Source organism: Sphaerisporangium sp. NPDC049457 (assembly GCF_055586705.1).
Genome location: NZ_JBVJHR010000011.1, coordinates 102424 through 128404 on the forward strand (window position 1 = coordinate 102424; position 25981 = coordinate 128404).

General features: G+C 70.9%; 25 protein-coding genes. 13 read left to right on the plus strand and 12 right to left on the minus strand.

The features are described 5' to 3' along the window. Positions 1 to 38: 38 nt before the first annotated feature. Entirely contained in the window at positions 39 to 1169 is a 1131-nt protein-coding gene (locus ACZ6QO_RS18600; protein WP_465852143.1) for an MBL fold metallo-hydrolase, read from the plus strand. A gap of 81 nt (positions 1170 to 1250) precedes the next feature. Continuing rightward, entirely contained in the window at positions 1251 to 1844 is a 594-nt protein-coding gene (locus tag ACZ6QO_RS18605; protein ID WP_465852149.1) for a DUF305 domain-containing protein, read from the plus strand. A gap of 143 nt (positions 1845 to 1987) precedes the next feature. Here ACZ6QO_RS18605 and ACZ6QO_RS18610 read toward each other — a convergent pair whose 3' ends face one another. Further along, complete coding sequence (locus tag ACZ6QO_RS18610; protein WP_465852151.1) at positions 1988 to 3046, minus strand: NAD(P)H-dependent amine dehydrogenase family protein; 1059 nt, start codon at positions 3044 to 3046, stop codon at positions 1988 to 1990. A 246-nt stretch (positions 3047 to 3292) separates the two neighbouring features. On the opposite strand from ACZ6QO_RS18610, the gene ACZ6QO_RS18615 reads away from it, so the two are divergent. The 7 genes from ACZ6QO_RS18615 (at position 3293) to ACZ6QO_RS18645 (ending at position 11895) form a co-directional block, all read left to right on the plus strand. Continuing rightward, positions 3293 to 4189, plus strand: a complete 897-nt coding sequence (locus tag ACZ6QO_RS18615; protein WP_465852152.1) for an SDR family oxidoreductase — start codon at positions 3293 to 3295, stop codon at positions 4187 to 4189. Between the two features lie 260 nt (positions 4190 to 4449). Further along, complete coding sequence (locus ACZ6QO_RS18620) at positions 4450 to 5622, plus strand: ROK family protein (RefSeq protein ID WP_465852431.1); 1173 nt, start codon at positions 4450 to 4452, stop codon at positions 5620 to 5622. A gap of 129 nt (positions 5623 to 5751) precedes the next feature. Beyond that, complete coding sequence (locus tag ACZ6QO_RS18625; RefSeq protein WP_465852154.1) at positions 5752 to 7260, plus strand: sugar ABC transporter ATP-binding protein; 1509 nt, start codon at positions 5752 to 5754, stop codon at positions 7258 to 7260. Continuing rightward, a complete protein-coding gene (locus ACZ6QO_RS18630) occupies positions 7257 to 8384 on the plus strand; it encodes an ABC transporter permease (RefSeq protein ID WP_465852156.1) in 1128 nt (375 codons plus the stop codon). Before ACZ6QO_RS18625 ends, ACZ6QO_RS18630 begins: the two co-directional genes overlap by 4 nt. A gap of 105 nt (positions 8385 to 8489) precedes the next feature. Beyond that, complete coding sequence (locus ACZ6QO_RS18635) at positions 8490 to 9548, plus strand: ABC transporter substrate-binding protein (protein ID WP_465852158.1); 1059 nt, start codon at positions 8490 to 8492, stop codon at positions 9546 to 9548. A gap of 16 nt (positions 9549 to 9564) precedes the next feature. Continuing rightward, positions 9565 to 10746 carry a Gfo/Idh/MocA family protein gene (locus ACZ6QO_RS18640; protein WP_465852160.1) on the plus strand — a complete coding sequence of 394 codons (1182 nt, stop codon included), beginning with the start codon at positions 9565 to 9567 and terminating at the stop codon, positions 10744 to 10746. Between the two features lie 141 nt (positions 10747 to 10887). Next, on the plus strand, positions 10888 to 11895 hold the full coding sequence (locus tag ACZ6QO_RS18645; RefSeq protein ID WP_465852161.1) for a sugar phosphate isomerase/epimerase family protein: 1008 nt from the start codon (positions 10888 to 10890) through the stop codon (positions 11893 to 11895). A 157-nt stretch (positions 11896 to 12052) separates the two neighbouring features. On the opposite strand, the gene ACZ6QO_RS18650 is transcribed toward ACZ6QO_RS18645, so the two are convergent. Continuing rightward, positions 12053 to 12499, minus strand: coding sequence for a transposase (locus ACZ6QO_RS18650; RefSeq protein WP_465852162.1), 447 nt, complete (start codon positions 12497 to 12499; stop codon positions 12053 to 12055). Positions 12500 to 12581: 82 nt separating this feature from the next. Here ACZ6QO_RS18650 and ACZ6QO_RS18655 point away from each other — a divergent pair, with 82 nt between their 5' ends. Continuing rightward, positions 12582 to 13778, plus strand: coding sequence for an RNA-guided endonuclease InsQ/TnpB family protein (locus ACZ6QO_RS18655; protein ID WP_465852164.1), 1197 nt, complete (start codon positions 12582 to 12584; stop codon positions 13776 to 13778). Positions 13779 to 13820: 42 nt separating this feature from the next. On the opposite strand, the gene ACZ6QO_RS18660 is transcribed toward ACZ6QO_RS18655, so the two are convergent. From ACZ6QO_RS18660 to ACZ6QO_RS18675, 4 genes are all read right to left on the minus strand, one after another. Further along, positions 13821 to 14909 carry a Zn-dependent alcohol dehydrogenase gene (locus tag ACZ6QO_RS18660; RefSeq protein WP_465852166.1) on the minus strand — a complete coding sequence of 363 codons (1089 nt, stop codon included), beginning with the start codon at positions 14907 to 14909 and terminating at the stop codon, positions 13821 to 13823. 24 nt (positions 14910 to 14933) lie between these two features. Beyond that, the gene (locus ACZ6QO_RS18665) at positions 14934 to 15128 is read right to left on the minus strand and encodes a ferredoxin (protein WP_465852168.1); all 195 of its coding nucleotides are present in this window, start codon (positions 15126 to 15128) and stop codon (positions 14934 to 14936) included. Between the two features lie 36 nt (positions 15129 to 15164). Continuing rightward, positions 15165 to 15641, minus strand: a complete 477-nt coding sequence (locus ACZ6QO_RS18670) for a pyridoxamine 5'-phosphate oxidase family protein (protein ID WP_465852170.1) — start codon at positions 15639 to 15641, stop codon at positions 15165 to 15167. Positions 15642 to 15716: 75 nt separating this feature from the next. Beyond that, positions 15717 to 16808: a saccharopine dehydrogenase family protein gene (locus ACZ6QO_RS18675; protein ID WP_465852171.1), complete on the minus strand. Its 1092-nt coding sequence runs from the start codon at positions 16806 to 16808 to the stop codon at positions 15717 to 15719. Positions 16809 to 16927: 119 nt separating this feature from the next. Between ACZ6QO_RS18675 and ACZ6QO_RS18680 the strand changes: the two genes are divergently transcribed. Next, complete coding sequence (locus ACZ6QO_RS18680) at positions 16928 to 17884, plus strand: helix-turn-helix domain-containing protein (protein ID WP_465852173.1); 957 nt, start codon at positions 16928 to 16930, stop codon at positions 17882 to 17884. Positions 17885 to 18169: 285 nt separating this feature from the next. Continuing rightward, positions 18170 to 18814, plus strand: a complete 645-nt coding sequence (locus ACZ6QO_RS18685) for a class I SAM-dependent methyltransferase (protein ID WP_465852175.1) — start codon at positions 18170 to 18172, stop codon at positions 18812 to 18814. A 43-nt stretch (positions 18815 to 18857) separates the two neighbouring features. Here the strand turns inward: ACZ6QO_RS18685 and ACZ6QO_RS18690 are convergent, their stop codons facing one another. Genes ACZ6QO_RS18690 through ACZ6QO_RS18710 form a run of 5 tightly spaced genes read right to left on the minus strand, consistent with a single transcriptional unit; the run spans position 18858 to position 23024 of the window. Then, complete coding sequence (locus ACZ6QO_RS18690; RefSeq protein ID WP_465852177.1) at positions 18858 to 19526, minus strand: SRPBCC family protein; 669 nt, start codon at positions 19524 to 19526, stop codon at positions 18858 to 18860. Then, positions 19523 to 19891 carry an ArsR/SmtB family transcription factor gene (locus tag ACZ6QO_RS18695; protein WP_465852179.1) on the minus strand — a complete coding sequence of 123 codons (369 nt, stop codon included), beginning with the start codon at positions 19889 to 19891 and terminating at the stop codon, positions 19523 to 19525. Before ACZ6QO_RS18695 ends, ACZ6QO_RS18690 begins: the two co-directional genes overlap by 4 nt. Positions 19892 to 19947: 56 nt before the next feature. Continuing rightward, on the minus strand, positions 19948 to 21039 hold the full coding sequence (locus ACZ6QO_RS18700; protein ID WP_465852180.1) for a prenyltransferase: 1092 nt from the start codon (positions 21037 to 21039) through the stop codon (positions 19948 to 19950). Then, positions 21036 to 21749: a class I SAM-dependent methyltransferase gene (locus tag ACZ6QO_RS18705; protein WP_465852181.1), complete on the minus strand. Its 714-nt coding sequence runs from the start codon at positions 21747 to 21749 to the stop codon at positions 21036 to 21038. The genes ACZ6QO_RS18700 and ACZ6QO_RS18705 overlap by 4 nt, the downstream gene beginning before the upstream one ends. Further along, positions 21750 to 23024: a glycosyltransferase family 4 protein gene (locus tag ACZ6QO_RS18710; protein WP_465852182.1), complete on the minus strand. Its 1275-nt coding sequence runs from the start codon at positions 23022 to 23024 to the stop codon at positions 21750 to 21752. 322 nt (positions 23025 to 23346) lie between these two features. Between ACZ6QO_RS18710 and ACZ6QO_RS18715 the strand changes: the two genes are divergently transcribed. Then, complete coding sequence (locus ACZ6QO_RS18715) at positions 23347 to 24372, plus strand: GDP-mannose 4,6-dehydratase (RefSeq protein ID WP_465852183.1); 1026 nt, start codon at positions 23347 to 23349, stop codon at positions 24370 to 24372. 64 nt (positions 24373 to 24436) lie between these two features. On the opposite strand, the gene ACZ6QO_RS18720 is transcribed toward ACZ6QO_RS18715, so the two are convergent. Beyond that, positions 24437 to 25798 (minus strand): mannosyltransferase family protein, encoded by a 1362-nt coding sequence (locus ACZ6QO_RS18720; protein ID WP_465852185.1) that lies wholly within the window; start codon positions 25796 to 25798, stop codon positions 24437 to 24439. Between the last annotated feature and the right edge of the window lie 183 nt (positions 25799 to 25981).

A 25981-nucleotide genomic window follows, 5' to 3' on the forward strand; every position in this document is an offset into this window, starting at 1 on the left:
CGATGGCGCGGTGGCTTCGAAGGCCGGAGGGAGCGCGAATGGGCGAGCAGGGGGCGGGGCCGGCCGTCGAGGCGGCGCGGGACGCGGCGGCGGCCGAGCCGGGCAGGCGGGTGACCCCGGCCAACCCGGCGCAGCGGGACGCCTGGCTCGGCGGCGCCATGCCCGAGGTCGAACAGGTGCGTCCGGGGCTGTGGTCCATCCCGGTGCCCATCCCGATCAACCCGCTCAGGTACGTCCTGGTGTACGCGCTGGAGGTCCCCGGCGGGGTCGCGATCATCGACGCGGGCTGGAACACCGAGGAGGCGTACGCGGCGCTCGCCGGCGGGCTCGGCGTGGCGGGGTACGCGATGACCGACGTGCGCGCGGTGCTGGTCACGCACATCCACCCCGACCACTACGGCCTCGCGGGGCGGGTGCGCGAGGCGTCCGGCGCCTGGATCGGCCTGCACGCGGCGGACGCCGCACTGCTCCACGAACGCTACGACGAGTCGAGGATCGACGCGCTGGTCGATCGTGAGCGGGCGCAGCTCGTGCGCGGCGGCGTGCCGCCGGTCAGCGTGGACGAGCTGAGCGGGGCGTCGATGATGATCCGCCAGTACGTGACGATGGCCGGGCCCGACCGGCTGATCGAGGACGGCGAGGTCCTCGACCTGCCGGGGTGGGACCTGCGCGCCGTCTGGACCCCCGGGCATTCGCCGGGGCACCTGTGCTTCGTCTCCCCGTCCCGCAGGGTGCTGTTCTCCGGAGACCACGTGCTGGCGAGGATCACGCCGATCGTCGCGGTGCACCCGCAGTCGGCGCCGGACCCGCTCGCCGACTATCTCGGCGGCCTGGCCGCCGTCAGGGACCTGGAGGTGGACGAGGTGCTGCCCGCGCACGAGTTCCGCTTCCTCGAACTGGCCGACCGGGTCGACTACGTGACCGCGCACCACTCCAGGCGGCTGGCGGAGATCGAGGCGGAGGTGGCCAGGGCGGACGGCGCGGCGTGCTGGGACATCACCACCCGGCTCACCTGGTCGCGGCCGTGGGAGACGATCCCGGCGTTCATGCGCAGGGCCGCCACGAACGAGACGCTCGCCCACCTGGTGTACCTGGAGGCGCGAGGGCGCGTCCGCCGGATCCGCGCCGCCGGCGCGGACGAGCCCGACCTGTGGCACCCGGCGCCGTGACCCGGGAACGGTGAACACCGGGCGCCCTGTGTCCGTATCCCACGGAGGAGGCGATCGTCCTTCCAGCGTGAGGTGGATGAGGTGGCTGTGGTGGACGCGAGGGGAGTCGCGGCGGTGGGTTTGGCCGCCGTTCTGGGGCTGGTCACCATGGTCTCCGCGAGCGGCTGCGCCGCGGCGCCGGACGGCGGGGCGGTGAAGGTGGCCGCGTCCTTCGACGATCTGCCCTACAACCTCACCGACGTGCTGTTCCGCCGGGAGATGATCCTGCACTACCGCCAGGGGGTCACGCTGGCGCGGCTGGTCCCCGGCCGAGGCCGCGATCCGTACGTGCGGGGGCTGGCCGGGCGCCTGGCCGGGGAGGAGGCCGCGCAGGTCGAGGAACTGGCGGTCTCGCTGCGCGCGTGGCGGTTCACGGTGCCCGACTCCGACAACCCTCCGGTGCACCAGATGGAGGGAATGCTCAGTCCGGCCCAGCTTGTGGCGCTCAAGGGACGGTCGGGCCCGGCGTTCGACCGCCTGTGGCTGACCACGTTCGCCCGGCACACCGACTACGGCGCGCGGCTCGCCGACAAGGCCGGCGCCGAAGGCAAGGACGCCGCGACCGTCTCCCTCGCCCGCCGCACCGCCACCGCCCAGAAGACCCGCCTCACCGAGATCGTGTCCCACTTGTCCTGACAGTGACGGGATGGCCCGGTATCCCGCCGTACGGCGGCGCCGGTCACGCCGTACCCCCTTCCTTCCGGCGCGGCGCCGATCATGAGCCTCGGCGGGTGGCGGAAGAGATGCGGGCCGCCGGAGGGGGCGGGCCGTTGGAAGGGTCAGGGGAGGCGGGTGGTGTTGCGGCCGGTGGCGAGGGGGAGGTCGAGGAGGGTGCGGATGCCGGGCGGGGCCGCGCACACCGAGGCGATCGAGTTGACCGCGTGCGCCGCGGCGCCCGCGAGCCCGTGGGACACCTCGTCGATCTTGAGCATGAGCTGCGGGCGGCCCTCGATGTGGATGGCGAAGCCCGGCGCGGGCCACCGGCGGACCCTGGCGGCGTCCGACTTGTAGACGCATTCGACCGTCATGAACGGCCGCCCTCGCACGAGCCCGGAGAAGACCCACCTGGACGCGCAGACCGTGCCGGGCCGGATGACGCCGGCGGCGATCTCCAGCTCGTCGGCCGCCAGCTCGTACTCGTCGGTCTCCTCCACCTCGTCCAGCTTGACGCCGAGCGCCTCGGCCACGAGCTGGACGCTCTCGGAGAACAGCGCGCGCTGGACGGCCCTGAACGGACGCACGGTCATCGCGTAGTCCTTGGGCTCGCGGCCGAACCCGATCAGGTCCATGACGATCTGCCGTGACGGGTGCCCGAGGTAGTCGGACGACTCGCGCACGTAGATGTGGTCCAGCCGCGCCGACAGGCCGGTGAGCGCGAGCGGCAGCAGGTCGCTCATGAACCCGGGGTTGATGCCGGTGCCGTACACCGAGGTGCCCCCGGCGGCGCACGCCGTCTCAAGCTGCTCGACGACGGCGGCGCCGTACACCTGCGGGTAGATGAAGCCCGTGGTGGTGATGACGTTCTTGCCCGAGGCCAGGAGCGCGCAGACCGTGCGCAGGTCGGCGGCGTAGTCGCCGCCGAAGTAGGCGGCGGGCAGGGGCATGTGCAGCACGCAGTCGGCTTCGGTGGCAAGGACGCGGTCGACGTCGTCGCCGCACAGGACGCCGGTCTCCGGCAGCCCGACCAGCCCGCCGGCGTCCAGGCCCACCTTGCCGGGGTCGTACACGAGCACACCGGCCAGTTCGAACTCGGGCCGGGTGATCAGGCTGCGCAGCGCGTAGCCGCCGAGGGCGCCCGTCGCCCACTGGATCACACGGAGAGGCGGCTGTGCGGGCATGCGAGCCTCCAGCCCGAGGGGGGTATCGGACGGGGGCATGCGGAAACGGGGTCGACGCTGACCCTCGCCCTGGGGGCAGAAACTATAGCAGGATCTGACCTGTCTGATCACTGTCTGCTATGTACGGGTGTGCGTCGCCTGCGGGGTATGGGGCATGACGGCGTCGCGCGATATTGTGAGGCCAGCTTTCCAGAATCTTATTCTCCTGGATCCTCCTCGACTGATTCTCCTCGAAGGGTGGGCGGCATGTCGGAACTCAGGTTCGACGGGAAGGTCGCGGTCGTCACCGGGGCCGGACACGGTCTCGGCCGGTCGCACGCGCTCCTGCTCGCCGAACGCGGCGCGAAGGTGGTCGTCAACGACCTCGGCGGCGCGCTCGACGGCTCGGGCGCGTCCACGGGGCCCGCGGCCGAGGTGGTCGAGCTGATCGCCAAGAACGGCGGTGAGGCGGTCGCCAACGCCGACAACGTGGCGACGCCCGAGGGCGCCGAGGCGGTCGTCCAGACGGCCCGCGACGCCTTCGGCCGGCTCGACATCGTGATCAACAACGCCGGGATCCTGCGCGACAAGTCCCTCGGCAAGATGACCGTGGAAGAGTTCGACGCCGTGCTCGCCGTGCATGTGCGCGGCTCGTTCCTGGTCAGCCGGGCGGCGTTCCCGCACATGAAGGAGCAGCGGTACGGCCGCATCGTCAACACCACCTCGCCCGCCGGCCTGTTCGGCAACTTCGGCCAGGCCAACTACTCCACCGCCAAGATGGGCCTGGTCGGGCTGACCAAGACCCTCGGCATCGAGGGCGCCCGCGCCGGCATCAAGGCCAACGCGATCGCGCCCATCGCGTGGACGCGCATGACGGAGTCCCTGCTGCCGGCCGAGTTCGAGCAGAGGTTCACCGCCGACCGCGTGAGCCCGCTCGTCGCCTTCCTCGCCCACGAGAGCTGCGAGACCAGCGGAGAGGTGTTCAGCGTGGGGGCCGGGCGGGTCGCCCGCGTCTTCGTGGCCGAGGGGCCGGGCTGGCGGACCGACGACCTGACGATCGAGTCGATCCGCGACAACTGGGAGGCCATCCTCGCCGAGGAGCCCTACCTGCGCCCGACCACCCTCGGCGAGCAGGCCGTCGCGTCGATGAAGGCCATGCTGTGACCGCGCAGGAGGCTCCGCGCTGACTGCTCCGCGCTGACTGTCGCCGGGGCGGGGCTCCTCAGGCCGCGCGATCACGGGTACGTCCCGAGACCGCGCGGCTTTCGCGTTCCCGCGCATGGACAGCGGCCGTGACCTGCGTCACAGGCTTTTGTTGATAACGACGAAAGTTGAGGATCGTCATCAAAAAGTGCTTTTCACCATGGCGAATGTGAACTAGCTTCGGCGTCACATCACTCCGCACCGGAGGCGCTGTGAAACGCATGCCCGTACGGCCGGACAACGTGCACCAGGCGACCCTGCTTCGCCTGCTGCGCGACGGCGGCCGCTCGCGCGCGGAGCTGGGGGACGACGTCGCCCTCTCCCGCTCGAAGCTCAACCTCGAACTGGACCGCCTCATCGAGACGGGCCTGGTCGAACAGGCCGGCCTGGCGGCCTCGCGCGGCGGGCGGCGGTCCGGCATGGTCAGGCTGCCGTCCCAGATGAGGTTCGCCGGCATCGACATCGGCGCCACCTCGGTGGACGTGGCGGTGACCACCGGCGAGCTGGAGATCCTCGGCCACGTGAGTGAGCCGTGCGAGGTGCGGCGCGGTCCCGCCGAGGTGCTCGGCGTGGCCATGGAACTGCTCGCCAAGCTCCGTGAGCAGGGGCTGTTCACCCAGCTCCACGGAGCCGGCATCGGGGTTCCCGGCCCGGTGAGCTTCCGCGACGGCGTGCCGTTCGCACCGCCGATCATGCCCGGCTGGGACCGCTTCCCGGTGCGGGAGGCCGTCAGCCAGGAGCTCGGCTGCCCCGCCATGGTGGACAACGACGTGAACCTCATGGCGCTCGGCGAGCTGCACGCCGGCCTCGCCAAGCAGGTCGACGACTTCCTGCTCATCAAGATCGGCACCGGCATCGGCTGCGGCATCGTGGTCGACGGGAAGATCTACCGGGGCGTGTCGGGCAGCGCCGGCGACATCGGCCACATGCGGGTCGACGACCAGGGGCCGATCTGCACGTGCGGCAACACCGGCTGCCTGGAGGCCTACTTCGGCGGCGCGGCGCTCGCCCGCGAGGCGGTCAGGATCGCCCCGCGGTCGCCGTACCTGGCCGAGCGGCTGGCCCTCGGGGTGCAGCCGACCGCCGAGGACGTGGCCGCGGCCGCGACCCTCGGCGAGCCGGCCGCCATCCAGCTCATCAGGGACGGCGGACGCCAGGTGGGTCAGGTGATGGCCGGCCTGGTCAGCTTCTTCAACCCCGGCCTGGTGATCATCGCTGGAGGCGTGGCCCGCTTGGGCCACGTACTACTAGCGGAGATCAGGAGCGTCGTCTACCGCCGGTCGCTGCCGCTGGCCACCGGGAACCTGCCCATCGTGCTCTCGGAGCTCGGCGACACCGCCGGGGTCATCGGGGGCGCACGGCTGATAAGCGACCACGTGTTCAGCGCCCCATAGCCCCCCGCCCGCCCCTCGGACCGGCCGGCCTCCGCCCACCGCTTCCGACCTGCTCCTCATCCTGTGCCGCCGTTCCCCCCACGGCACCCTTTTTCCACCCAACCCCACCCGAACCACTTCGGAGGCCCCGTGAGCGACCTGCTGGTCATGCGAGGGATCGTGAAGCAGTTCCCCGGCGTCCGGGCCCTGGACGGCGTCGACCTCGACGTCCGGGCGGGCGAGGTCCACTGCCTGCTCGGGCAGAACGGCGCGGGGAAGTCCACCCTGATCAAGATCCTCGCCGGAGCGCACCGCCCCGACGAGGGCACCATCACCTTCGGCGGCGAACCGGTGCGCTTCGCCGGCACTATCGCGGCCATCAGATCGGGCATCTCGACGATCTACCAGGAGCTCGACCTGGTCGACGGGCTGTCCATCGCCGAGAACATCTTCCTCGGCCACGAGCACGCCGCGTTCGGCTTCACCCGCAGGCGGGACATGAACCGGGCCGCCGCCGTGCTGCTCAACCGGCTCGGCCACGGCGAGATGCGGCCGGCGACCGAGGTCGGGCGGCTGCCCGCCGCCGGGAAGCAGATCGTCAGCATGGCGCGCGCCCTGTCGCACGACGCCCGGCTGATCGTGATGGACGAGCCGTCGGCGGCCCTCGCGCACGACGAGGTGGCCAACCTGTTCCGCGTCATCAAGGACCTGACGGCGCAGGGTGTGGCGGTCGTCTACATCTCCCACCGGCTGGAGGAGATCCGCGAGATCGGCGACCGGGTCACCGTCCTCAAGGACGGCAGGACGGCCGCCGTCGGGCTCCCCGCCCGCGAGACGCCGACCTCAACGGTCGTGTCGCTGATGACCGGCAGGGACGTGGAGTACGTCTTCCCGCCGCGCCCGGCGCCCGGAGCGCACGACGACCGTCCCGAGGTGCTCAGGGTCGAAGGCCTGACGCTCCCCGGCCGCTTCGCCGACGTGTCGTTCAGCGTGAGGGCGGGCGAGATCGTCGGCCTGGCCGGCCTGGTCGGCTCGGGCCGCTCGGAGATCGTCGAGACCGTCTACGGGGCGCGCAAGGCCGCCGCCGGGCGGGTGCTGCTCGAAGGCAAGCCCGTGCCGCCCGGCAGCACCGGGCGGGCCGTGCGGCTCGGCATGGGGCTGGCGCCCGAGGAACGCAAGTCGCAGGCCCTGCTGATGAACGAGACCGTCGCCCGCAACATCACCATCGCCGGGCTGACGAAGTACTCCCGGCTGGGCTGGATGGACCGCAAGGCAGAGAACAGCGCGGCCGCGAGCCTCGTCAAGACGCTCGACATCCGGCCGCACGACCCGAGCCGTCCGGTCAGGACCCTCTCGGGCGGCAACCAGCAGAAGGCCGTGTTCGCCCGCTGGCTCATCGAGGACCGCAAGCTGCTGCTCCTCGACGAGCCGACCCGCGGCGTGGACGTCGGCGCCCGCGCCGAGCTGTACGCCGTGATCCGGCGGCTGGCCGACGAGGGCGTGGGGGTGCTGCTGGTGTCCAGCGAGGTCCCGGAGGTGCTCGGTCTGGCCGACCGGGTCCTGGTCCTCCGTGAAGGCAAGGTCATCCACGAATCGGACGCCCGCGACCTCGACGAGTCGCGCGTCCTCGACATGATCATGGAAGGGAGCGCGCTGTGACGGACGCACGCGCCTCGGACGGCGGCACTCCGCAGGACGTCGGCGACCCGGCTCCGCGGGACGACCGCGCGTCCGGCGGCGGCACGCCTTTGGAGGCCCGGCCGCCCGCCGACGAGCACACCCGAGTCGAGGGCCAGGCGCGGGCCGCCGCGCCGGCCGTCGCCGCAGGACCCGGCATCCTGGGCCGGGTGGGCCAGGCCCGCCACCTCGGCCTGGTCGTGGCGCTGGTCCTGCTGGCGGTGATCGGCCTGGTGACCGCGCCCGAGAGCTTCGCCACCTCCTCCAACTTCGTCAGCATCCTCGCCCTGGCCGCGACGATCGGCGTCATCACCGTCGGCATGACCTTCGTCATCATCGGCGGCGGCATCGACCTGTCGGTCGGGGCGATCATGGCCCTCGCCTCGGTGTGGGCGACGACGCTCGCCACCCAGGAGTACGGGCCGGTCGTGATGGCCATCTGCGCCATCCTGGTCGGCACCGGCGCGGGACTGGTCAACGGCTTCCTCATCTCCTACGGGCGGATGGTGCCGTTCATCGCGACGCTCGCCATGCTCGTGGCGGCGCGCGGCCTCGCGCAGCGCATGTCCGACCGCAAGACCCAGCTCGTGCAGCCCGACAACAGCGCCATCGTGGAGCTGTCCACCACCCGGGTGCTCGGCCTGCCGCTGCTGGTCTACATCTTCGCGTTGGTGGTCGCCATCGGATGGCTCGTGCTCAACCGCACGACCTTCGGACGGCGCACCTACGCGGTCGGCGGCAACCCGGAGGCCGCCCGGCTCGCCGGCATCAACGTGCGGCGTCACACGATGACGCTGTACGCGCTGTCCGGCCTGTGCTGCGGCATCGCCGCGGTGCTCATCATGGCCCGTACGACCACGGGCTCCAGCACGCACGGCGATCTGTACGAACTCGACGCGATCGCCGCGGTGATCATCGGGGGAACCCTGCTCACCGGTGGCCGGGGGACCATCATCGGCTCGATCCTCGGGCTGCTGATCTTCACGGTCATCACCAACCTGTTCATCCTCAACGGCCTCAACACCAGCGACCAGCTCATCGCCAAGGGGCTGATCATCGTGATCGCGGTGCTGCTGCAGCGGCGAAGCCTCGAATCGCGCACATAGCGCGGACCCCGCGCGGCCCGCGCCTCGGCAACCACACTTCGCAGCCCCGGAAGCGCTTCTCGCGCCGAGGCCGGCAACCCCCCGAATCAGAAGGAGAGATTCACCATGGATAAGCGCGTCGCCAGGCGAGGATTCCTCGTCAGCGGAGCCGTCGTCGGCGCCGGCGCCCTCGTCAGCGCCTGCACCAGCAACGAGCCCAAGGCGGCTCCCTCCGCCGCCGCCCCGCAGGCGGCCTCGGCCGGCACCGACAACGACAAGCCGGGCGAGAAGGTCGTCATCGGGTTCTCGGCGCCGGCGGCCGATCACGGCTGGATCGCGGCGATCACCAAGAACGCGCAGGACGCGGCGAAGCAGTACTCCGATGTGGAGTTCAAGCCGGTGGAGCCGACCAATGACATCAACCAGCAGATCTCGGCGGTGGAGTCGCTGATCGCGGCGAAGGTCGGCGCGCTGGTGATCCTGCCGAACGACGGTGAGCAGCTCAACCAGGTCGCGCGCAAGGCGATGGACGCCGGCATTCCGGTGATCAACCTCGACCGCGTCTTCCCCGACAAGCTGTCCTACCGGACCTGGATCGGCGGCGACAACTACGGCATGGGCGTGGCCGCCGGTACTTACATCGGTAAGACGCTGAAGGACAAGGGCGTTTCGAACCCGGTGATCCTGGAGATCCAGGGCATCGCGACGTTGCCGTTGACGCAGGATCGCAGCAAGGGTTTCGCCGATGCGTTGAAGACCTACGGGTTCTCGGTGACCGCTCAGCAGGACGCCAAGTTCACGGTGGAGTCGGGTACGCAGGTGGCGAGCAACCTGCTGCAGGCGCACAAGAAGATCGATGCGATCTGGAACCATGACGATGACCAGGGCATCGGTGTGCTGGCGGCGGTGAAGGAGGCCGGGCGCAACGAGTTCTTCATGGTCGGTGGTGCGGGGTCGGCGAACGCGATGCGTGACATCGCGGCGGATTCGGGTGTGCTGAAGGCGACGGTGACCTACAGCCCGACGATGGCGGCTTCGGCGATCAAGCTGGCGCGGTTGATCGCGCAGGGCAAGGGGCTGAGCGATCTGGTCGAGCAGCAGGTGCCGCAGTCGATCACGCTGACGTCGGAGACCATCGTCAAGGACAACGCGCAGAAGTACCTGCCGCTCGGCTTCGAATCCTGAAATCGGAGGAAGTTTCGTGACTGACACCAGGGCCGCACTCGGGGTCGGCATGGTCGGGTACGCGTTCATGGGGCGCGTCCACTCCCAGGCGTGGCGCAGCGTCGGGGCGTTCTTCGACCTGCCGGTGAGCCCGGTCATGGCCGCGTTGTCCGGCCGCAGCGGCGACCGCACGGCCGCGGCCGCCGCGAGCCTCGGCTGGGCCGCGGTGGAGACCGACTGGAAGGACCTCATCGCCCGGGACGACGTGCAGATCGTGGACATCTGCACGCCCGGCGACTCCCACGCTGAGATCGCCATCGCCGCGCTGGAGGCCGGAAAGCACGTCCTGTGCGAGAAGCCGCTGGCCAACACCGTCGCCGAGGCCGAGACGATGGTCGCCGCGGCCGAGCGCGCCGCGGCCCGCGGCGTGCGCAGCATGGTGGCGTTCAACTACCGGCGGGTCCCCGCCGTCGCCCTCGCGCGGCGGTTCGTCGCCGAAGGGCGGCTGGGGAAGCTGCGGCACGTACGCGCCCAGTACCTCCAGGACTGGATCGTCGACCCGGAGTTCCCGCTGGTGTGGCGGCTGCAGAAGGACAAGGCCGGGTCGGGCGCCCTCGGCGACATCGGCTCGCACATCATCGACACCGCCCAGTACATCACCGGGCAGTCGCTGACCGGCGTGTCGGCCATCACCGAGACCTTCGTCAAGGAGCGGCCGCTCGCCGAGGAGTCGGCCGGGCTGGCCGCGGGCGCGGCCGGTGACGCGGCGACCGGCACGGTCACCGTCGACGACGCCGCGCTGTTCATCGGCAGGTTCTCCGGCGGCGCCCTGGGGTCGTTCGAGGCCACCCGGTTCGCCGCCGGACGCAAGAACGGCATGCGCATCGAGATCAACGGCGAGCTCGGCAGCCTCGCCTTCGACTTCGAGTCGATGAACGACCTGTGGTTCCACGACCACACGCTCCCCGCCGAGGAGGCCGGGTTCCGGCGCATCCTGGTCACCGAGGCGGGCCACCCGTACGCGGGCGCCTGGTGGCCGCCGGGGCACGGGCTCGGGTACGAGCACACCTTCACCCACGAGGTGAAGGACTTCCTGGAGGCGATCGGCGAGGGCACCGACCCGGCGCCGTCGTTCGCCGACGGCCTGCGGGTGCAGCGGGTGCTGGCGGCGGTCGAGGAGAGCGCCGCCAACGACAGCCGCTGGACCGCCATCCCGTAGCCGCTCGTCCCGCGCGAGCGCACCATGGCAGGCGGGCCCGGTCTCGGCCGGGCCCGCCGGACGGGCGCGGAGCGCGGCGAGCGGCGCGGCAAGCATTCGGGCCCCCCACAGGGGCCCCCGAGCATCAGAAGGAGAGCGGAAATGACCAGGCCGATCACGCTTTTCACCGGTCAGTGGGCCGATCTGCCGTTCGAGGAGGTGTGCCGTCTGGCCGGCGAGTGGGGCTATGACGGTCTGGAGATCGCCTGCTGGGGTGATCATTTCGAGGTCGACAAGGCGCTCGCCGATGAATCTTACATTCCGCGCAAGCTGGAGATCTTGGACAAGCACGGGTTGAAGGTGTGGACGATCTCCAGCCATCTGGTCGGTCAGGCGGTGTGCGACAGCCCGATCGACGAGCGGCACAAGGGGATCCTGCCCGCGCGGATCTGGGGCGACGGCGAGCCCGAAGGGGTGCGCCGGCGGGCGGCCGAGGAGATCAAGGACACCGCCCGGGCCGCGGCCAAACTCGGAGTGAACACGGTGGTGGGGTTCACCGGTTCGTCGATCTGGCACACGGTGGCGATGTTCCCGCCGGTGCCGCCGTCGATGATCGAGGCCGGCTACCAGGACTTCGCCGACCGGTGGAACCCGATCTTGGATGTGTTCGACGAGGTCGGGGTGCGGTTCGCCCACGAGGTGCACCCCAGCGAGATCGCCTACGACTACCACACCACGGTCGCCGCGCTGGAGGCGATCGGGCATCGTGCGGCGTTCGGGCTGAACTGGGACCCTTCGCACATGGTGTGGCAGCAGATCGACCCGGTGAACTTCATCCTGGACTTCGCCGACCGGATCTACCACGTGGACTGCAAGGACGCCAAGGTCCGCATCGGTGACGGGCGGCGGGGGCGGTTGTCGTCGCATCTGCCGTGGGCCGACCTGCGCCGGGGCTGGGATTTCGTGTCCACCGGGCGGGGGGATGTGCCGTGGGAGGACTGCTTCCGGGCGTTGAACTCCATCGGCTACGACGGCCCGATCTCCGTCGAGTGGGAGGACGCCGGCATGGACCGCCTCGCCGGCGCCCCCGAGGCCCTGGCCTACGTCAGAGGCCTCAACGCCATCACACCCCCCACCGCCGCCTTCGACGCCGCCTTCTCCGCGGAGTGACCTACCCGGAGTGACCGTCGCGGAGTGCTTTTCGCGGCCGGCCGCCGTGCGCTCGATGAAGCGCGCGGCCGGCCGGCCGGCGTCTCTCCCGCGGACGCCCTCCTAGGCCGGACGGCCGGGCGGAGCGCTACCTGATTCGTCCGCAGTGCTCCGGCTTTCAGGCCGGGGGTGCAGCGGACTCGCCCGCGTAGCGGGGCAGGGAGCCGATTCGCCGCCGAGGCGGATCGGCGTCCAAGCGGGCTCGGACGGGGTGGTTGTGCTGTTCGATGTACTGGCGTAGGACGCTGATCGGTGCGCCGGCCATGCTTGCGGCGAAGTAGGAGCCCGGCCACAGCTTGTTCGCCCGGTAGTAGTGGTGGTGGGCCAGTTCGGGGGACTGTTGTCGCATCCGGCGGGAGGAGACGCCGCTTGAGGCTGTTGACAAGCCGGGACAGGGCGGGTTTGGGCGGGGGAGTTCACCAGCAGGTGTACGTGGCCGGCCTCGTCGTTGGACTCGGCCGGTTCGGTGTCGATGCCGGCGCGGTCGTCGCGCATGGTCTGTTCCGTGTGCTGCAGGTGGGTGCCGGTGAACACCGGATGCCGGAACTTGGTGACGGAAGACCAAGTGGGCGTGCGGGAGGAGAACACAGTGCCCGCCGGTTGTGATGTCTCCGTATTCGGCCGATAACCAAGGGTAAGATCATGGTGTGCGGCTCAGGTACAACTTCCGGCTCTATCCGACGCCGGGCCAGTGTCAGGCGCTGGCCCGCGCGTTCGGGTGTGCGCGGGTGGTGTTCAACGACGGGCTGCGCGCACGGCAAGACGCACGCCAGAACGGCCGGCCGTACATTTCGGATGGGGAGTTGTCCAAGCGGGTCATCACGCAGGCGAAGAAGACCCCGCAACGCTGCTGGCTGGCAGAGGTCTCCGCGGTGGTGTTACAGCAGGCGCTGGCGGATCTGAACACCGCCTACCGTAACTTCTTCGCCTGCCTGACGGGCAAACGCAAGGGGGCGAAACTCGCCCCGCCGCGCTTTCGGTCACGTAAGGACAACCGGCAGGCGATCCGCTTCACCAAAAACGCCCGGTTCTGCGTCACCTCCGGCGGGAAGCTGCGCTTACCGAAGATCGGTGACGTTGCGGTCCGCTGGTCACGCGACCTGCCGGGCGAGCCGTCCAGTGTCACGGTGGTCAAGGACGCGGCCGGCAGGTACTTCGCCTCGTTCGTCGTGGAGACCTGCGATGTCCCCCTTGCGGAGACGGCCGCCGAGGTGGGGATCGATTTGGGACTGTCTCACTTCGCGGTCGCCTCCGACGGCCGCAAGGTGGGCAACCCGCGTTTCCTGCGCAGGGCCGAGCGACGCCTGCGCACGGCACAGCGGGAACTTTCCCGTAAGGACAAAGGCTCAGCGAACCGCGACAAGGCCAGGGCCAAGGTCGCCAAGGCACACGCCGCGGCGGCCGACGCGCGCCGCGACTGGGCACACAAGCTCTCCACCCAGATCATTCGCGATAACCAAGCGGTGTACGTGGAGAACCTTGCCGTGTCCGGCCTCGGCCGTACCCGCCTTGCCAAGTCCGTTCACGATGCGGGCTGGTCGCAGTTCGTGAGCATGCTGGAGTACAAGGCGGCCCGGTACGGCCGCCACTTCGCCAAGATCGACCGGTGGTTCCCCTCCTCCAAGCTCTGCTCCCAGTGCGGGGCCCTCGCCCAGTCGATGCCGTTGAACCTGCGACAGTGGACCTGCCCGTGCGGGGCGGTCCTCGACCGGGACATCAACGCCGCGATCAACATCCTGGCCGCCGGACGGGCGGACAGGCTAAACGCCTGTGGAGCGCAGGTAAGACCAGGGCCCGCCCCGGCACAGCGCGGCGAAACAGGAAGCCACAGAGGCGCCGCATGACGCGGCACGGACTGAATCCCGGCCTTCAAGCCGGCGAGCGCGTCAATGGTCGAGGACGACGACCTGGCGCAGCACCTCGCCGGACTTCAGGGCCGCGACGGCGTCGTTGAGGTCGGCGAGCCTGATGCGCGAGCTGATCATGCTCTCCAGGTCGAGCTTGCCGGCCTTCCACAGCTCGGCGAAGAACGGGAAGTCGCGGCGCACGTCACTGCCCCCGTACAGCGAGCTGAGCAGGTTCTTGCCCTCGAACAGCAGGTTGAACGCCGAGAGCGGCACCAGGTCGTCCATGGCGCCGGCCCCGACCACGATGACGTCGCCGCCCCGGCGGGTGGCCTGCCAGGCCGACATGATGGACGCCGACTTGCCGACGACCTCGAAGCCGTAGTCGAACCCGCGCCCGCCGGTCAGCTCGCCGATGGCGCCCATGAGCTCGTCAGGGGTGCAGGCGTGCGTCGCGCCGACCTTCTTGGCCAGCGCGTGCTTGGACTCCAGCGGGTCCACCGCCAGGATCGTCGCCGCCCCGGACAGGCGGGCCCCCTGGATGACCGACAGGCCCACGCCGCCGCAGCCGACCACGGCCACCGTCGAGCCGGGACGGACCTTCGCCGTGTTGATCGCCGCGCCGACGCCGGTGGTGATGCCGCAGCCGATCAGCGCCGCGACCTCGTACGGCACCTCGGGGTCCACCTTGATCGCGCCCTGCCATGGGACCACGATCTCCTCGGCCCAGGTGCCGCAGCCCGCCATGCCGAACGCGGGGCTCTCGCCGCCGTAGCGGAACCTCGCCAGCGTGAAGCTCTCCATGACGTAGGTCATGCAGAGGAAGGGCTGGCCGACCAGGCAGTTCGAGCAGGCGCCGCAGGCGGGCGTCCAGTTGATGATGACGTGGTCGCCGGGCTTGACGCTGGTGACGTGGTCCCCGACCTCCACCACCTCGCCCGCGCCCTCGTGCCCCGGGATCACCGGCAGGGGCATGGGCAGCACGCCGGTCAGCACCGACAGGTCGGAGTGGCAGACGCCGGTCGCCTTGATCTTCACCCGCACGTCCGTCGGGCCCACCGGAGTGAGGGTGAAGTCGTCGCGGATGTCGAGTTTGTCGTCGCCGACGGCGTGCAGCAGGGCGGCTCGCATGGGGGACCTCCTTGGGGTGCGGGCCTACTCCCCTTCGAGGGAGAGCGCGGCCTTGGGGCAGGATCGGACCGCGTGGCGCACGCGGTCGAGCATCTCCGGCGGGGGCTCGGGGAGCAGGACGTGCAGGTTGTCGTCGTCGTCCACTTCGAAGACCTCGGGGGCCAGTCCCATGCAGACCGCGTTGGCCTCGCAGACGTCGTAGTCGACCTTGATTTTCATCGGACCCTCCTCGCATAAGGACGCTTCAGAGCGAGATTAGGCCGTAGCGGGCGCCGAGAGCTTGCGGTGGTCCCAGGAAACGACGCGTGTCGGCTCGACGGTGTAGGCGACCCGTTTGCGGCCCGTCTGCTCGACGTACCCGCGAAGCTCGGGCGTCACGTCGGCGTCGGCCAGTCCGGTCATGCGCTTGGTGATGTCCATGCCGATGCCGAGGACGGCGTCCGGCTCGGCGATCAGGCGCGCGGTGCCGTACAGCAGGACGCCCCGCAGCTCGGCGTAGTCGTCGCCGGCCTCGACCAGGCAGCTCACCCGGGGGTCGCGTGCGATGTTGCGCGTCTTCTGCGCCTTGCCGTACGTCCAGAACGCCAGCCGGCCCTCGGACAGCGCGTAGAACATCGTCACCATGTGCGGCGTCCCGTCCGGGTTGATCGTGCCGAGCTGGAACTTCCGCGACTCCCGCAGGAACGCGTCCACCTCGTCACCGGACATCACTATGCGAGCACGCTGGTTCACCCAGGAAGTAGAACACGTTCCATTGGAGCCGACAAGAGGTCTACGGAACATTGTTCCGATCGCCCGGCGGGCGCGCTACACCTCGCCCAGCGACACCTCGCCCAGCGACACCTCGCCCAGCGACACCTCGTCCAGCGGCAGCGACCGCAGGAAGTCCTCGGCGTCGAAGATCTCCCCGGCGGTGACGACGCCGGTGGCCCGGCCGCGGCCGGTCAGGACGCGCTCGGCGGCCTCCACCACGATCGGCGCGGTGATCGCGTAGATGTCGCGGCCGCGCGCCGCCGCCCGCCGCTCCTCCTCCCCGCGCCGGACGACGACCTCGACCAGGAAGACCTGGTCGGACCGTCCGTCGGCGTCGGCCGCCCGCGGGCCCTCGGTGTCGGGATCGGCGAGGTCCTTCAGCGGGGCGGTGTTCAGGAAGGCGTCGACGCGCGCGACGTCCAGATGCCGGGAGATGGTGATCACGTCGGTGGTGGAGAACTGCCCCACGACGTCCTGGAGACCGAACGGCTCGGCGAAGGTCCAGGTCCCCTTCGGCTGCGGCTCGTCGCCGGGGACGACCGACAGGTGGTGGTCGGCGAAGACCACCCGCCGCCCGGCGCGGCGCCGGCCGGCCAGCAGGGTCCCACGGGTCGGGTGCCAGCTGTCGAGGGCCACCGCGATCGCGATCTCGTCGGCCGCCGGCCAGTCGCCCATCGCGGCCGTGGCGAGCAGGTCGCCCAGCGCGCCGTAGAACGCCATCACCGGCGCCACCACGATGCCGGCCTCCTTCACCCGAGGGTCATCCTGGTAGGCGTCGAAGGTGCTGATCGCGACCAGGGTCTCGCCGGTGACGTCCAGGTAGTGGATCCCGGCGCGCAGCGCGGCGTCGACCAGAGGAGGCGTGGTCTCGCCGAACGGCCCGGCACAGTTGATCACCGCGTCCGCGCCGGCGAGCGCGCGGTCGAGCGAGGCGGGGTCGTCGACCGAGGCGACCCTCCACTCCACGCCGGGGTGAGCGGCGGCGGCCGCTTCCAGCTTCGCCGCGTCCCGGCCGGACAGCACCGGCGTCCAGCCGCGCCGCAGCAGCTCCGCGGTCACGAACCGGGCGGTGTGCCCGTAAGCGCCGAACACCGCGATCGTCGGCTTCGCGGTTCCGAGGTCGGATCGGTCGTTGGTCTGGGTCATCGTGCGTCCTTCGGTCGTTCGGGGAGTGGTCACGATCATGCTGGGCGGCGCCGCCGGGAACTAGCGTCCATTACGTCAACCTGCGCTAGATTCGCGTCATGTGCGCCCATCGTGTCGTCATGACCGTTACGGACGGCATGCCGATCTTCGAAGCGGCCGTTGTGTGTCAGATCTTCGGCGTCGACCGGCCGCACCTTGCCGATCCGTGGTACGAGTTCTCCGCGGTACCGGTCGGGGACGCGCCGGCGCGGCTGAGCCCCGGGTTCACCCTCGCCCCGGCCGGCCAGGGGTGGGATCTCGGCGCGACGGACACCCTCGTCGTCCCGGCCTGCACCAATGTGCACGACGACCCTCCGGCGGAGCTGGTGGAGGTCGTCAGGGACGCCTACCGGCGCGGCCTGCGGATCCTGTCCATCTGTTCCGGCGCCTTCGTCCTGGCCGCCGCCGGGGTGCTCGACGGGCGCCGGGCCACCACCCACTGGCTGCACGCGGAGGAACTGAGCCGCCGCTACCCCGCCGTCCGGGTCGACCCGTCCGTGCTCTACATAGAGGACGCCAACGTGATCACCTCCGCCGGGACGGTGGCCGGCATCGACGCCTGCCTGCACGTGGTCCGGGTCGACCACGGCGCCGCGGTGGCCGCCGAGCTGGCCCGCCGCCTCGTCACCCCGCCGCACCGGGACGGCGGGCAGGCCCAATACCACCGCCCGGCCTCGCCCGTGGTCCGCGACGACTGGCTGGCCGCCCTGCTGCACTGGGCTGACGAGCACCTGCACCTGCCGCTGTCCACCGCCGACCTGGCCGCCCAGGCCAACGTCAGCGTGCGCACCGTCGAGCGCCGCTTCGCCGAGACGCTCGGGATGTCGCCGCTGCGCTGGCTGCTGCGGCAGCGGGTGCGCAGGGCCCAGCAGTACCTGGAGACCAGCGACCGGCCGATCGGCTGGATCGCCGACACCTGCGGGTTCGGCGGTCCGGCCGGCCTGCGTGCGCACTTCGCCGCCATCGTCGGGATGTCTCCCACCGCCTACCGGCGGACGTTCCACGGACGGGCCGGCACGCGGCGGATCGCGAGCTGACCGTGGCGCGCGGCCGGTTCCGGCCCGCGCTCGTGCGCGCGCCCGCGTGGCCCGCCGCGGGAACGGCGGGCCGGCGTGGCGGGGGCTATGCCGAGGCGAGGGGCTGGGCGGTTCCCGTGCGGGAGGCCCGCTCGATCGTGTCGACGAGCCGGTGCCGCCTCAGGGCGTGATCGAAGCACGGAATATTGTTCTAGGCCGATCGGCGCATATCGGGGGCACCTTTCGGGCGGTATTGGTGTTGATAGATAAGGTGCTCCAGCATTGGCCGCACACAGAGGAAGAATCATGACTCACGTGTCCATGCCGGCGGACCTGCGTCACGCGGCCGAGCGCGCGAAGGGCTTCATGCCCCCGAACGAGGGCCGTGCCCTGTTCGAGACCGCGTGCGTGTACGGATCCCTCGGCCCCATCTGCGAGATCGGCACCTACTGCGGGAAGTCGGCGATCTATCTCGGCGCCGGCGCCCGCCAGGCCGGGTCGGTCGTCTTCACCGTGGACCACCACCGCGGCTCGGAGGAGATCCAGCCCGGCTGGGCCCATCACGATCCCACTCTCATGGACCCGCGCTTCGGCAAGATGGACTCCCTGCCCTTCTTCCGCGCCGCCATCGCGTCGGCCGGGCTGGAGGAGGAGGTCATCGCCGTCGTCGGACGCTCCGAGACGGTCGCGCGCTACTGGAACACTCCGCTGGCGATGCTCTTCATCGACGGAGGCCACTCGGAGGGGCCGGTGACGAGCGACTACGAGGGCTGGTCGCCGCACGTCATGGTGGGCGGGGCACTGGTCTTCCACGACATCTATCCCGACCCCGCCGACGGCGGCCAAGCCCCGTTCCGCGTCTTCGGCCGCGCCCTGGCCACCGGCGACTTCAAGGAGGTCGCGGCCGAGGGCTCCCTGCGCGTGCTCCAGCGCATCGCCGCACCCGCGTGAGGCTCTCCCCGGGCTCTCGGCGCGCCGGGTCGCGCGTCCGGGCTCAGGCCTCGGGCGAACCGGCCGAGCCGGGCGAGTCGGCGGGGGCGGTGCCGGTGTAGGCGGCGAGAGTGTTCTGGGCGGCGGTGCGGGCCTTGGCCTCGTCCGTGCCGGACGCCACGTCGGCGTCGGCCCAGCGGTCGCTGCTGAGCGTCATGAACAGTCTGCCCTCGTCGGAGGCGGTCCAGGCCGCGGCCTCCTCGGGGGCGACGCCCTGCCCGCCGGCCATGTGGAGGGCCAGGCCGATGAGGCCCATGTCCCAGCCGATGCCGACCGCGCCGGGGCCGAACTGCTCCCAGTGGTCGTCGGCGTGGGCGATGTGCTCCAGCTCGAAGCGGGCGCGGCCGTCGGGCTCGGGGGTCAGGCGGACCTCGACCCAACTGATGTTGCCGCCGAACTCCCAGGTGGCGGCGAAGCCCTTCGGCGGGTCGCAGCGCTCGACGACGCCGCCCGCGTTGCCCTCGAACTGGTAGCGGCCGTGCAGGCGCAGCTCGCCGGAGACCGGCAGGAACCACCGGCCGATGCGCTCGGGGTCGGTGCAGGCGTCCCACAGGTCTTCGACGGTGGTGTCGTAGGTCTGGCTGACGGTCACGGTGCGGGCCTCGCCGGCCTCCAGCACGCGGGAGCCGACCTGCCGCCGCACGGCGTTGATCTGCTGGTTGACATCGATCATGGCAATTCCCCTTGCCTGAGTTGTTCGCCGGAGTCGCGGAGCCGGCGTTCGCGCTTGCCGCGGGCCAGCTCTGTCGCCAGCGCGTCCAGACGCGGAGTCCAGTAGCGCCGGAAGCGGTCGAGCCACGCGTCGATGTCGCGCAGCGGCTCCAGGTTGACCGAGTAGAGGCGGCGGGCGCCCTCGGGCCGTACCGTCGCGAACCCGCCGTCGCGCAGGACCCGCAGATGCTGCGAGACCGCCGGCTGCGAGATGCCGAACTCCTCCTGGATGACCGCGCACACCGCACCGGAGGTCTTCTCGCCGTCGGCGAGAAGCTCCAGGATCCTGCGGCGCACCGGATCGCCGAGCACATCGAACGCATGCACGAGAAAGGTTTATCAGCTTCCGCTTATATAAGGCAACTCTTCGGCGTTCGCCGCCTCTATTTCCGGCTGGAGGCGGGGGAGCAGCCGCAGGCGTCGGGGTCGATGACCGGGACGGCGAAGCGGCCGGCCTGGCGGAACAGCGAGGACGCCGGCGTGGCGCCGGACAGGGCGTCGGCGGCCAGGACGACCGCGGCGGCGGTGTAGGCCGACCGCTCGTGCGGGAACCACGCCTCGTTGACGAACTGCCAGCCGGTCCAGTACGAGCCGTCCTGGTGCCGCAGGTGCTGCATGTCGCGGTACACCGCGAGGGCACGCTCGCGGTCGCCCGCCGCGTCCAGCGCGAGCACCAGCTCGCAGGACTCCGCGCCGGTCACCCACGGCTGGTCGGACACGCACCGGGCGCCGAGCCCGGGGACGACGAAGGTGTCCCACTCCTCTTCGAGGCGCAGCCGCGCGTCGGCGCCGCGGACCGCGCCGCCGAGGATGGGGTAGTACCAGTCCATCGAGAAGCGGCTCTTGTCGGCGAACGCCTCCGGGTGGGCGGCGAGCACGTGCCCGAGCCGGTCGGCGGCGAGCTCCCAGTCGGGCTGCGGCTCGCCCAGGTGCTCGCCGAGCAGCACGCCGCAGCGGAGCCCCTGGTAGATCGACGAGCACCCGGTCAGCAGCGCGTACGGCGCGGGGACGCCGGCGGCCGAGCGCTCCCAGACGATCTCCCCGCGCGCCGTCTGCAGGCCGACGACGAAGTCCAGCGCCCTCCTGACGACCGGCCACATGGCGCGGGCGAACCCCTCGTCCCCGGTGACCAGCAGCTCGTGCCGGACGCCCACGGCGACGTACGCCGCGTGGTTGCTCTCGCCGTTCTCCTCGGCGGCGCGGCCGCGCACCATCTTCATCGGCCAGGAGCCGTCGGCGCGCTGGTGGCGCGCCAGCCAGTCGTAGCCCTTCCTGGCCTCGGCCCTGAGCCCGGCGGCGGTCATGGCCATCAGGCATTCGACGTGGTTCCACGCGTCGACGTGCCCCTCGGGCCAGGGCACGCCGCCGTCGGGTTCCTGGACGGCGGCGATGCTGCGCGCGGTCGCGAGGACCTGGTCCGCCGTGATGATCCCCGGTACCGCCGGGACGGCGCCCGTCGTGACCGCTTCGGTCATGCGGGCTTCCGGACGTAGACCACCACACTCTTGCCGATCAGGGGGTTGAGCACGGCCTCGGCGATCCGGGTGAGCGCCGGGCGCTTCATGATGTCCCACACGAGCAGCTCGTGGTAGGCCTTGGCCAGCGGATGGTCGTCGTCGTTGACGCCGACCGCGCACTTGATCCACCAGTACGGCGAGTGCAGGCCGTGGGCGTGGTGGTGCGGGCCCACGGCGAAGCCCGTCGCCTTGAGCTTGGCGGTGAGCTCCGCCAGCGTGTAGATGCGGACGTGGCCGCCGGGGGCGGTGTGGTAGTCCTCCGACAGCGCCCAGCAGACGCGCTCGGGCAGGAAGCTCGGCACGGTGACCGCCGCCAGGCCGCCCGGCTTGAGCACCCGGTGGATCTCGCGCATGGCCGTCATGTCGTCCGGGATGTGCTCCAGCACCTCGGCCGCGATCACCCGGTCGAACGAGGCGTCGGGGAACGGCATGGCGAGGGCGTCGCCGGTCACGGTCTCGGCGGTGCCCTCCGCGGGCACCTCGCCGGCCTTGTCCATGGCGGCGAACATGCTCGCCACGCCTTCCAGCTCGGCGGCGTCCTGGTCGAACGCCACCACCTCGGCGCCGCGCCGCAGCACCTCGAAGGCGTGGCGCCCGCCGCCGCAGCCGAGGTCCAGCACGCGGACCCCCGGTCCGACCGGAAGCTTCCCGAAGTCGACGGTCAGCACTTACCGCTCCCCTTTCCTGCGGGCCTCGATGGCCTCGTGGTAGGCCTCAACCGTCCGCTTGGCGACGACGTGCCAGGTGTAGCGCTCCATCACCCGGTCGTATCCGGCCCGGCCGACCCGCTCGCGCTCCTCGGGGGAGTCGTGCAGGCGGCGCAGGACGGCGGCCAGCTCCTCGGGGTCGCCGGGGGCGACCTGGACGGCGGCGTCGCCGACGACCTCGGGCAGCGCGCCCGTACGGCTGGCGACGAGGGGGGTGGCGCAGGCCATGTGCTCGACCGCCGGCAGCGAGAAGCCCTCGTAGAGCGAGGGCACCACCGAGATCTCGGAGGTGGCGATCAGCTCGCCGAGCTCCTCGTCGGAGATGCCGTGCACGAACCGCACCCGGTCGCCGAGCGCGAGCTCCTGGACGAGCTTCTCGGTGGGGCCGCCGGGCGTCGGCCTGCTGACCACCGTCAGGTTGACGTCGCGTTCCGTGGCGAGCTTGGCGACGGCGCGCAGCAAGGTCGCCACGCCCTTCATCGGCGAGTCGGCGCTGGCCACGGCGACGATGGAGCCCTTGCGCCTGGGCAGGTGCGGGCGGGGGTGGAAGTAGCGGGTGTCGACGCCGAGCGGGATGAGCCGCATGCTGCTCTGCGGCACGTTGAAGTCGCGGTGGATGTCGGCCAGGCTCGACTCGCTGACCGTGAGGATCGGCTTCAGGCGGGGCGCGACGATGCTCTGCATGCGGACGAACCCGTACCAGCGGCGCATCGACAGCTGCTTGCGCAGCGGCGCGGCCTCCAGCTCGATGCGCCGGTCCACGCTGATCGGGTGGTGGATCGTCCCGACGACCGGGAACAGCTTCTGGATGCCCAGCACGCCGTAGCCGAGCGTCTGGTTGTCCTGCACGACGTCGAAGTCGCCCTTCCGCTTCTTCAGCTCGCGCAGCGCGCGCAGGCTGAAGGTCAGCGGCTCGGGGAAGCCGGCCGTCCACATCGTGGCCACTTCGAGCACGTCGATCCAGTCGCGGTACTCGTTCAGGGCGGGGGTGCGGAAGGGGTCCTCGTCGCGGTAGAGGTCCAGGCTGGGCACCTCGGTGAGCACGACGCCCTCGTCCAGCTCCGGGTAGGGCGGGCCGGAGAAGACCTCGACGTAGTGGCCGAGCGCGACCAGTTCGCGGCTGAGGTGGCGCAGGTAGACGCCCTGGCCGCCGCAGGTGGGTTTGCTCCGGTACGACAGGAGGGCGACCCGCAGCCTGCCCGGTTCCCGCTCCCGCTGGTCGTCTGGAACCTCCACGGACACCCCTTTCGAGAGCGGTGCTCGGCGGTCGCCGCCGCCTGACACACGGCAAAGCCGATCTTAGCCGCGAAGCCTACCATCTAGGGGTGAAGCCGTACCTAAGGTGGAATTGTGCCTCAAATCACTCTCACACCTCACGAGCTGGGGCGTTAGGTTTACCGAACGCCACTCGGTAGAACGTGTTCTACGGGAGGGCCGGCCAAACGCGTCCGCATCCCATAGCGCTTGACGCACCCCTTGGCGGTACATTCGCGTCTTACAGCTCACAGTTCGGGCGAAGCCGTACAAGCGGCCAAGCCCGGAGATCAAGGAGGACCCGTTGGCCAGGCGTGCGCTGATCACTGGCATCACCGGGCAGGACGGCTCCTACCTCGCCGAGCACCTGCTCGACCAGGGATACGACGTCTGGGGCCTGGTGCGCGGCCAGGCCAACCCGAGGGTCTCGCGCGTCCGCCGGCTGCTGCAGGACGTCCAGCTCGTCCGGGGCGACCTGCTCGACCAGGGGTCGTTGATCAGCGCCGTGGAGCGGGTCCAGCCCGACGAGGTGTACAACCTGGGCGCCATCTCGTTCGTGCCGATGTCCTGGGAGCAGGCGGAGCTCACGGCCGAGGTCACCGGCATGGGAGTGCTGCGCATGCTGGAGGCGATCAGGGTGTGCTCGGGCGTCACCTCCGCCCGCGCGGCCGGCTCCGGCCAGATCAGGTTCTACCAGGCGTCGTCGTCGGAGATGTTCGGCCAGGTGCGCGAGACCCCGCAGAACGAGCGCACCCCGTTCCACCCGCGCTCGCCGTACGGGGTCGCCAAGGCGTACGGGCACTTCCTCACCCAGAACTACCGCGAGTCCTACGGCATGTTCGCCGTCTCCGGCATCCTGTTCAACCACGAGTCGCCGCGCCGCGGCGCGGAGTTCGTCACGCGCAAGGTCACGCTGGGCGCCGCGCGCATCAAACTCGGCCTGGCGTCCGAGCTGCGGCTCGGCAACCTCGAAGCCCGCCGCGACTGGGGCTACGCGGGGGACTACGTCCAGGCCATGCGGATGATGCTCCAGGCCGCGGCCCCCGAGGACTACGTCATCGGCACCGGCCGCACCCACTCGGTGCGCGAGCTGGTGATCGCCGCGTTCGAGGCGGTGCAGCTCGACTGGGAGCGGTACGTGATCGCCGACCAGACGCTGCACCGGCCCGCCGAGGTCGACCTGCTGTGCGCCGACCCCAAGAAGGCCCGCGTCCAGCTCGGCTGGGAGCCCGCGGTGGCCTTCGAGGAACTGGTCGCCATGATGGTCGAGTCAGACGTCCGGCTGCTGTCCGAGGGCGCCGACCCCGAGCAGGACTCCTCCTGGCCCTGACCGGGCCGGCCGGCCGGGTGGACGGGACGGTCCCGATACCGCCCGGCGCGCGGTCCCGGGTGGATCAGCCGATCCACGCTCCGGTGGTGAAGTTGCCGACGTTGATCGCCATGACGGGCAGCATGATGGCCATGATCAGCCAGAACAGCCAGGGCCTTCGCAGTCCGGCGTAGCCGAGCGCCAGCCATAGCGGGAACCACGTCAGCGACGCGCGGCCGATCGACAGGTAGAACGACGACAGGGTCATGAACGACAGCACCTGCGGGAGCATGTACGCCAGCTCGGGCCAGCGGCGGCGGGCCGCCAGCCAGACCGCCAGCCCGAGCAGCACCGCCGCCGCGATGATCTCCTCGTAGTACGAGGTGGTCAGCGAGGGGATGTCGTCGGACATGTTCCAGGTGTTGAGGAACGCCTCCCACGGCCAGACGGTGTGCCGGCCCCAGTACTGCGCCTGGACGCTGTTGTAGGCCAGCAGGTCGCCGGTGCGCGACCAGTGGTACAGGGTGTACAGCCCCACCGGGATCGCGGGGAGGGCCAGCCAGAGCCATTGGCGCCGGTTCTCCGGCGACCTGCGGCCGTTCTCGGCGACCAGGTACATGACCACCAGGCCGAGCGCGAGGAACAGCCCGGAGATGCGGACCGAGGCGGCGGCCGCCGCGCACAGGGCGGCGTCGTCCCAGCGCCCCTTGCGGGCCAGCAGCCACGCCGGGAACGCCAGCGCCAGGAACAGCGACTCGGAGTAGCCGGTGTAGAGGAAGGCGGCGAAGGGACTGAGGAACAGGGCGGCCACCGCGAACGTGCCGCTGCCCTTGACCGTGTGCTCGGCCAGCCTCGACAGCGCCACGGCGGCGACCGCGCTGGCCACCAGGGAGATCAGCACCGTGGCCAGGCGCCCGTCGTGCAGGATCGGCTGGAGCAGCCGCACCAGCAGCGCCATGCCGGGGAAGAACGCGGGCAGCTTGGCGCTGTCCTCCATGCCCGGCGGGCCGTCGTACCCCCACTCGGCGATGGCGATGAAGTTCTCGGCGTCCCAGCGGGTGAGCCGGTTGAGGAACGGGTCGGTGGTGCGGCCCGGCCCGGCCAGGTAGGTGTAGATCAGGAACCCCACGTGCGAGCACAGCCAGATCAGCAGTGCCCGACGGTCGGTGGCCTCGGTCACGAAGCGCGGCGGCCACCATCGTCGCCGTGCCTGCCCGGCGTCCTCGCCTTCCTCGCCCTTCTCGGCCTGCTCGCCGGTCTCGGCGCCGGTGTCCGCCCGCGCGTCGTCGGCCGTCCGCGCCTCGGAGCCGGTCTCGGACTCGGCCTCGGTGGCCGGCCGTGCCTCGGTCTCGATGGCCGTCCGGGTCGGCGCCTCGTCGGTCGCCTGCGTCCCGGCCTCGTCGGCCGGTCGCGCCTCGACCTCTGTGGCGGTCCGTGTCTGGGCCATGTCGGTCGTCTCGGACGCTGGTGCGGCACCGTTCGAAGACGCGGGCTCGGAGGCGGGCGTGACCGTGGTCGCGGCGGGCTCGCGTGGTGGGGTTCGTTCCATCACCAGGACACCCTGGTATATCAGGCAATTTCCTGACAAGCGATTGCAGGCCGCCGTAAGAGGCGTCACAAGGAACGAATC

What these genes read in the sequence shown, in the direction of transcription:
- ACZ6QO_RS18665 (WP_465852168.1), bottom strand. Translation starts at nt 15,128, where the DNA reads ATGAAAATCAAGGTCGACTACGACGTCTGCGAGGCCAACGCGGTCTGC.
- ACZ6QO_RS18680 (WP_465852173.1), top strand. Translation starts at nt 16,928, where the DNA reads ATGACCGTTACGGACGGCATGCCGATCTTCGAAGCGGCCGTTGTGTGT.
- ACZ6QO_RS18620 (WP_465852431.1), top strand. Translation starts at nt 4,450, where the DNA reads ATGCCCGTACGGCCGGACAACGTGCACCAGGCGACCCTGCTTCGCCTG.
- ACZ6QO_RS18660 (WP_465852166.1), bottom strand. Translation starts at nt 14,909, where the DNA reads ATGCGAGCCGCCCTGCTGCACGCCGTCGGCGACGACAAACTCGACATC.
- ACZ6QO_RS18720 (WP_465852185.1), bottom strand. Translation starts at nt 25,798, where the DNA reads ATGGCCCAGACACGGACCGCCACAGAGGTCGAGGCGCGACCGGCCGAC.
- ACZ6QO_RS18700 (WP_465852180.1), bottom strand. Translation starts at nt 21,039, where the DNA reads ATGACCGAAGCGGTCACGACGGGCGCCGTCCCGGCGGTACCGGGGATC.
- ACZ6QO_RS18690 (WP_465852177.1), bottom strand. Translation starts at nt 19,526, where the DNA reads ATGATCGATGTCAACCAGCAGATCAACGCCGTGCGGCGGCAGGTCGGC.
- ACZ6QO_RS18615 (WP_465852152.1), top strand. Translation starts at nt 3,293, where the DNA reads ATGTCGGAACTCAGGTTCGACGGGAAGGTCGCGGTCGTCACCGGGGCC.
- ACZ6QO_RS18635 (WP_465852158.1), top strand. Translation starts at nt 8,490, where the DNA reads ATGGATAAGCGCGTCGCCAGGCGAGGATTCCTCGTCAGCGGAGCCGTC.
- ACZ6QO_RS18610 (WP_465852151.1), bottom strand. Translation starts at nt 3,046, where the DNA reads ATGCCCGCACAGCCGCCTCTCCGTGTGATCCAGTGGGCGACGGGCGCC.
- ACZ6QO_RS18685 (WP_465852175.1), top strand. Translation starts at nt 18,170, where the DNA reads ATGACTCACGTGTCCATGCCGGCGGACCTGCGTCACGCGGCCGAGCGC.
- ACZ6QO_RS18675 (WP_465852171.1), bottom strand. Translation starts at nt 16,808, where the DNA reads ATGACCCAGACCAACGACCGATCCGACCTCGGAACCGCGAAGCCGACG.
- ACZ6QO_RS18645 (WP_465852161.1), top strand. Translation starts at nt 10,888, where the DNA reads ATGACCAGGCCGATCACGCTTTTCACCGGTCAGTGGGCCGATCTGCCG.
- ACZ6QO_RS18600 (WP_465852143.1), top strand. Translation starts at nt 39, where the DNA reads ATGGGCGAGCAGGGGGCGGGGCCGGCCGTCGAGGCGGCGCGGGACGCG.